Raw genomic sequence first — 4,557 nt, forward strand, 5'->3', positions numbered from 1 at the left:
CGGTTCCACCGCGTACAGCGGGGGCACGTCGGTGCGGCAGACGTCCTGGACCATCGGGCAGCGTGGGTGGAAGGGGCACCCGGACGGAATGGCGGTGAGGCTGGGCGGCAACCCCTTGATCGCGTACAGCTCGCGGCCCTTGTGGTCCAGGCGCGGGATGGAGTCCAGCAGGCCCCGGGTGTAGGGGTGGGCGGGCGCCTTGTACAGGTCGTGCACCGGGGCCGTCTCGACGATCCGGCCGGCGTACATCACGGCGATCTTGTCGGCGACGTCGGCGACCACGCCGAGGTCGTGGGTGATGAGGATGAGGCCCATCCGGTACTCGCGCTGCAGCTCGGCGAGCAGGTCCATGACCTGCGCCTGGACCGTCACGTCCAGCGCGGTGGTGGGCTCGTCGGCGATGATCAGCGCCGGTTCGAGGGCCAGCGCCATGGCGATCATGATGCGCTGGCGCATGCCGCCGGAGAACTGGTGCGGGTAGTCCCGCACCCGCTGGGCGGCGGCCGGGATGCGGACCCGGTCCATCAGCTCGACCGCCCTGGCGCGGGCGTCCTTCTTCGACATGCCGCGGTGGACGACGAACATCTCGCCCAGCTGGTCCCCCACGGTGAGCACGGGGTTGAGGGAGGAGAGCGCGTCCTGGAAGATCATCGCCATCTCCGCGCCGCGGATGCCCCGCCGTTCCTCCTCCTTGAGGCGCAGCAGGTCGCGTCCCTGGAAGAGGATCTCGCCGCCGGTGATCCGGCCGGGCGGCATGTCGAGGATGCCCATGATCGCCTGAGCGGTGACGGACTTGCCGGAGCCCGACTCGCCGAGCACGGCGAGCGTCTCCCCCTCCGCGACCGAGTAGCTGACCCCGTTGACCGCCTTGGCGACGCCTTCGCGGGTGGCGAACTCCACGCGCAGGTCGCGGACCTCGAGCAGCATGGCGCGGCTCACCTCAGCTTCGGGTCGAGGGCGTCGCGGACCGCGTCGCCGAGCATGATGAACGCGAGCACCGTGATCGCCAGCGCGCCGGCCGGCCAGAGCAGCATGTGCGGGGCGTTGCGGATGTACGGGGAGGCGGAGGAGATGTCGATGCCCCAGCTGACCGTGGGCGGCCTCAGGCCGACGCCCAGGAAGGACAGCGTGGCCTCCAGGGCGATGTAGGTGCCGAGCGCGATGGTGGCGACCACGATCACCGGGGCGACGGCGTTGGGCGCGATGTGCCGCAGCAGCATCCGAGGGCTGGACGCGCCGAGCGCCCGGGCCGCCTGCACGTAGTCGTGCTGCCGGGCGGTGATGACCGAGCCGCGGGCGATGCGGGAGATCTGCGGCCAGCCCAGCAGCACCATGAAGCCGATGACCGGCCAGACGGTGTTGCTGGTGACCACCGACAGCAGCACCAGGCCGCCCAGCACCACGGGGATGGCGAAGAAGACGTCGGTGAGCCGGGAGAGCAGTGCGTCCCAGACCCCGCTGAAGAAGCCGGCGAGACCGCCCAGGACGCTGCCGAGCAGCGCGACGCCGAGGGTGGCGCAGACGCCGACGGTGACCGAGGTGCGGGCGCCGTAGACGGTGCGGGTGTACACGTCGCAGCCCTGGGCGTTGAAGCCGAAGGGGTGGCCGGGCTGGGATCCCTGCTGGGCCTTGGCGAGGTCGCAGTCGAGCGGATCGCCGGAGGTCAGCAGGCCGGGCCAGATCGCGATGACGACCAGGAACAGGATCAGCAGCGCGGAGATCACGAAGACCGGGTTGCGGCGCAGGTCCCGCCAGGCGTCCGACCACAGGGAGCGGGGCCGGTCGGCGGGCCCGGCGCCGTCGTGCTCGGGGTCCCGCTCCAGCGCCCGGCCCTCGTCGGCGGCCAGGTCCATGGAGCCGCCGAAGCCCGTCCCGGCGATGGCCCCGTCCTCGGGGCCGACGCGGTCCTTGGAGTGCCCGCCCTCCAGTTCGCCGGGGTCGGAGTTCGGCCGGGGCTCAGGCATAGCGGATCCTCGGGTCGAGAACGGCGTACAGGAGGTCGACGATCAGGTTCGCCGCCAGGAAGACCAGCACCAGCACCGTCACGAAGCCGACCACCGTCTGGGTGTTCTGCCGGAGGATGCCCTGGTAGAGCTGGTAGCCGACCCCGTGGATGTTGAAGATCCGTTCGGTGACGATGGCGCCGCCCATCAGCGCGCCGACGTCGGTGCCGATGAAGGTGACCACCGGGATCAGCGAGTTGCGCAGCAGGTGGCGCGAGACCACCCGGCGGCGCGGGAGCCCCTTGGCGACGGCCGTGCGGACGTAGTCGGAGCGGCGGTTCTCGGCGATGGAGGTCCGGGTCAGCCGGGTGACGTAGGCCAGCGACACCGAGGCCAGCACCAGGCCGGGGACGATCAGCTCGCCGAAGGTGGCGTCGGAGGAGACCGACGGATTGATCCAGCCCCACTTCACGCCCAGCAGCAGCTGGAGCAGCAGGCCCGTGACGAAGGTGGGCACGGAGATCACGACCAGGGTGGCGACCAGCACCCCGGTGTCGACCGGCCGCCCGCGGCGCATGCCGGTGACCACGCCGAGGGCGATGCCGATGACGATCTCGAAGAGGATCGCCACCAGGGTCAGCCGGATGGTCACCGGGAAGGCGGTGGCCATCAGTTCGGTGACCTTCTGGCCGTTGAAGGCGGTCCCGAAGTCGCCGGTGAGCACGTTGCCCATGTAGGTGAGGTACTGCTTCCAGACGGGCTGGTCGAGGCCGAACTCCGCCTTGAGCCGGGCTGCCGTCGCCGGGTCGCAGGCGCGGTCGCCGCAGAGCCCGGCGATCGGGTCGCCCATGACGTTGACCATCAGGAAGATCAGCAGTGTCGCCCCCACGAACACGGGGATCATCTGCAGCAGACGCCGGATCACATAGCGTCCCATGGTGCCTCCCGGCCTCGGTGCGGTGCCGGCCTCACGGCGGCCTTCCGGGTCAGCTGACCTTGATCCGGTCGTACACCGGGACGCTGAAGGGGTTCAGGGCGACGTCGGAGAGCCGCTCCGAGTAGCCGGCGGAGCCGTTCTGGTACCAGAGCGGGATGGCGGCCATCTCGTCGCGGACCACCTCCTCGGCCTTGACGAAGGTGTCCACCGCCTTCGTGGTGTCCGACTCGGCGTTGGCCTCGTCGACCAGGTCGTCGAACTGCTGGTTGGACCACTTGCCGTCGTTGGACGAGGCGTTGGTGTAGTAGAGCGGCTGGAGGAAGTTCTGGATCAGCGGGTAGTCCATCTGCCAACCGGCCCGGAAGGGGCCGGGCATCTTCTCGTCGCCGATCTGGTTGCGGTAGTCGGCGAAGGTGCCGACCGGGTTGGGGACGCACGCCTTCCCCTGGCCCAGGGCGCGGTTGATGCTGTTGCAGACCGCCTCGACCCAGTCCCGGTGGGAGCCGGTGTCCGCGTTGAAAGTGATCTTGACCTGGCCGCCGGGCAGGCCACCGCCCTCCTCGATGAGCTGCTTGGCGTCCTGCGGCTTGTACTCGCAGCCGTCGCCGCACAGACCCTCGCGGTAGCCGCCCTCCTCGCCGAGGACCGGGGAGGTCCAGTCGGTGGCCGGGGTGCGGGTCTTCTGGAAGATGGTCTCGGTGATCTGCTTGCGGTCGATCGCCATGGACAGGCCCTTGCGGACCTTCTCCATGCCCGGCCTGTTCCACGCCTTGTCGTAGAAGGGGAAGGCCAGGGTCTGGAGGATGCCCGCGGGGGTGTTGATGTACCGGTCGCCGAGGTCGTTGGGCGCGTTCTTCAGCTGGCTGGCCGGGATGTCGTCGACCAGGTCGAGGTTGCCGGACATCAGGTCGTTGTAGGCGGTGGCGTTGTCCGTGTAGACCTTGAGGTCGACCCCGCCGTTCTGCGCCTTGTCCGGGCCGTTGTAGCCGTCCCAGGCGCGCAGCGACATCTGCGAGCCCTTGGCGTAGGAGTCGACCTGGTACGGGCCGTTGCCGACCGGCTTGGCAATCCAGGCGTCGTGATCGTCGAAGAAGGCGCGGGGCAGCGGGGCGTAGGCGTTGTAGCCCAGGGTGTCCGGGAAGGTGGAGAACTTCTGGGACAGCTTGACGGTGAAGGTCCGGTCGTCGACGACCTTCAGGCCGGAGAGGGTGTCGGCGCTCTGCGAGCCGCTCTCCGGGTGGGTCTTGTCGTAGCCGTCGATGTACTGGAAGAAGTAGGCGTTCTTCTGGTTGTTCTTCAGGCTCGCGCCGTAGTTCCACGCGTCCACGAACGAACGGGCGGTGACCGCCTCGCCGTTGCTGAACTTCCAGCCGTCCTTGACCGTGATGCGGAAGTTCTGGGAGTCGGAGGTCTCGATCTTCTCGGCGAGCATGTCCTGGGCCGCGCCGGTCTTCGGGTCGTACTTCTTCAGGTTCCTGAAGATCATGTCGAGGACCTTGCCGCCCTGCACCTCGTTGGTGTTGGCCGGCTCCAGCGGGTTCTGCGGGTCGCCCCAGGAGGAGCTGAGGACCCCGCCCTCGTCCCCGCCGCCACCGCCTCCGCCGCCGCAGGCCGCGGCGAGCAGCACGACCGCGGTGGCGGCGGGGACGAGGGCGGGGTCCTCAGCTCCTCCTGGGG

4 protein-coding genes are annotated in these 4,557 nt (G+C 69.5%); all 4 read right to left on the reverse strand.

What is annotated here, in order from left to right; genetic code table 11:
* The coding region (locus ACOV8S_RS15475; RefSeq protein WP_448318402.1) for an ABC transporter ATP-binding protein at positions 1-927 on the reverse strand (927 nt) is incomplete at its 3' end.
* A gap of 8 nt (positions 928-935) precedes the next feature.
* The gene (locus ACOV8S_RS15480; protein WP_448318403.1) at positions 936-1,964 is read right to left on the reverse strand and encodes an ABC transporter permease; all 1,029 of its coding nucleotides are present in this window, start codon (positions 1,962-1,964) and stop codon (positions 936-938) included.
* Positions 1,957-2,880 carry an ABC transporter permease gene (locus ACOV8S_RS15485; protein WP_351114776.1) on the reverse strand — a complete coding sequence of 308 codons (924 nt, stop codon included), beginning with the start codon at positions 2,878-2,880 and terminating at the stop codon, positions 1,957-1,959. The genes ACOV8S_RS15480 and ACOV8S_RS15485 overlap by 8 nt, the downstream gene beginning before the upstream one ends.
* A gap of 49 nt (positions 2,881-2,929) precedes the next feature.
* On the reverse strand, positions 2,930-4,507 hold the full coding sequence (locus ACOV8S_RS15490) for a peptide ABC transporter substrate-binding protein (RefSeq protein WP_448318871.1): 1,578 nt from the start codon (positions 4,505-4,507) through the stop codon (positions 2,930-2,932).
* Between the last annotated feature and the right edge of the window lie 50 nt (positions 4,508-4,557).

The organism is Streptomyces sp. CO7, from assembly GCF_053474865.1.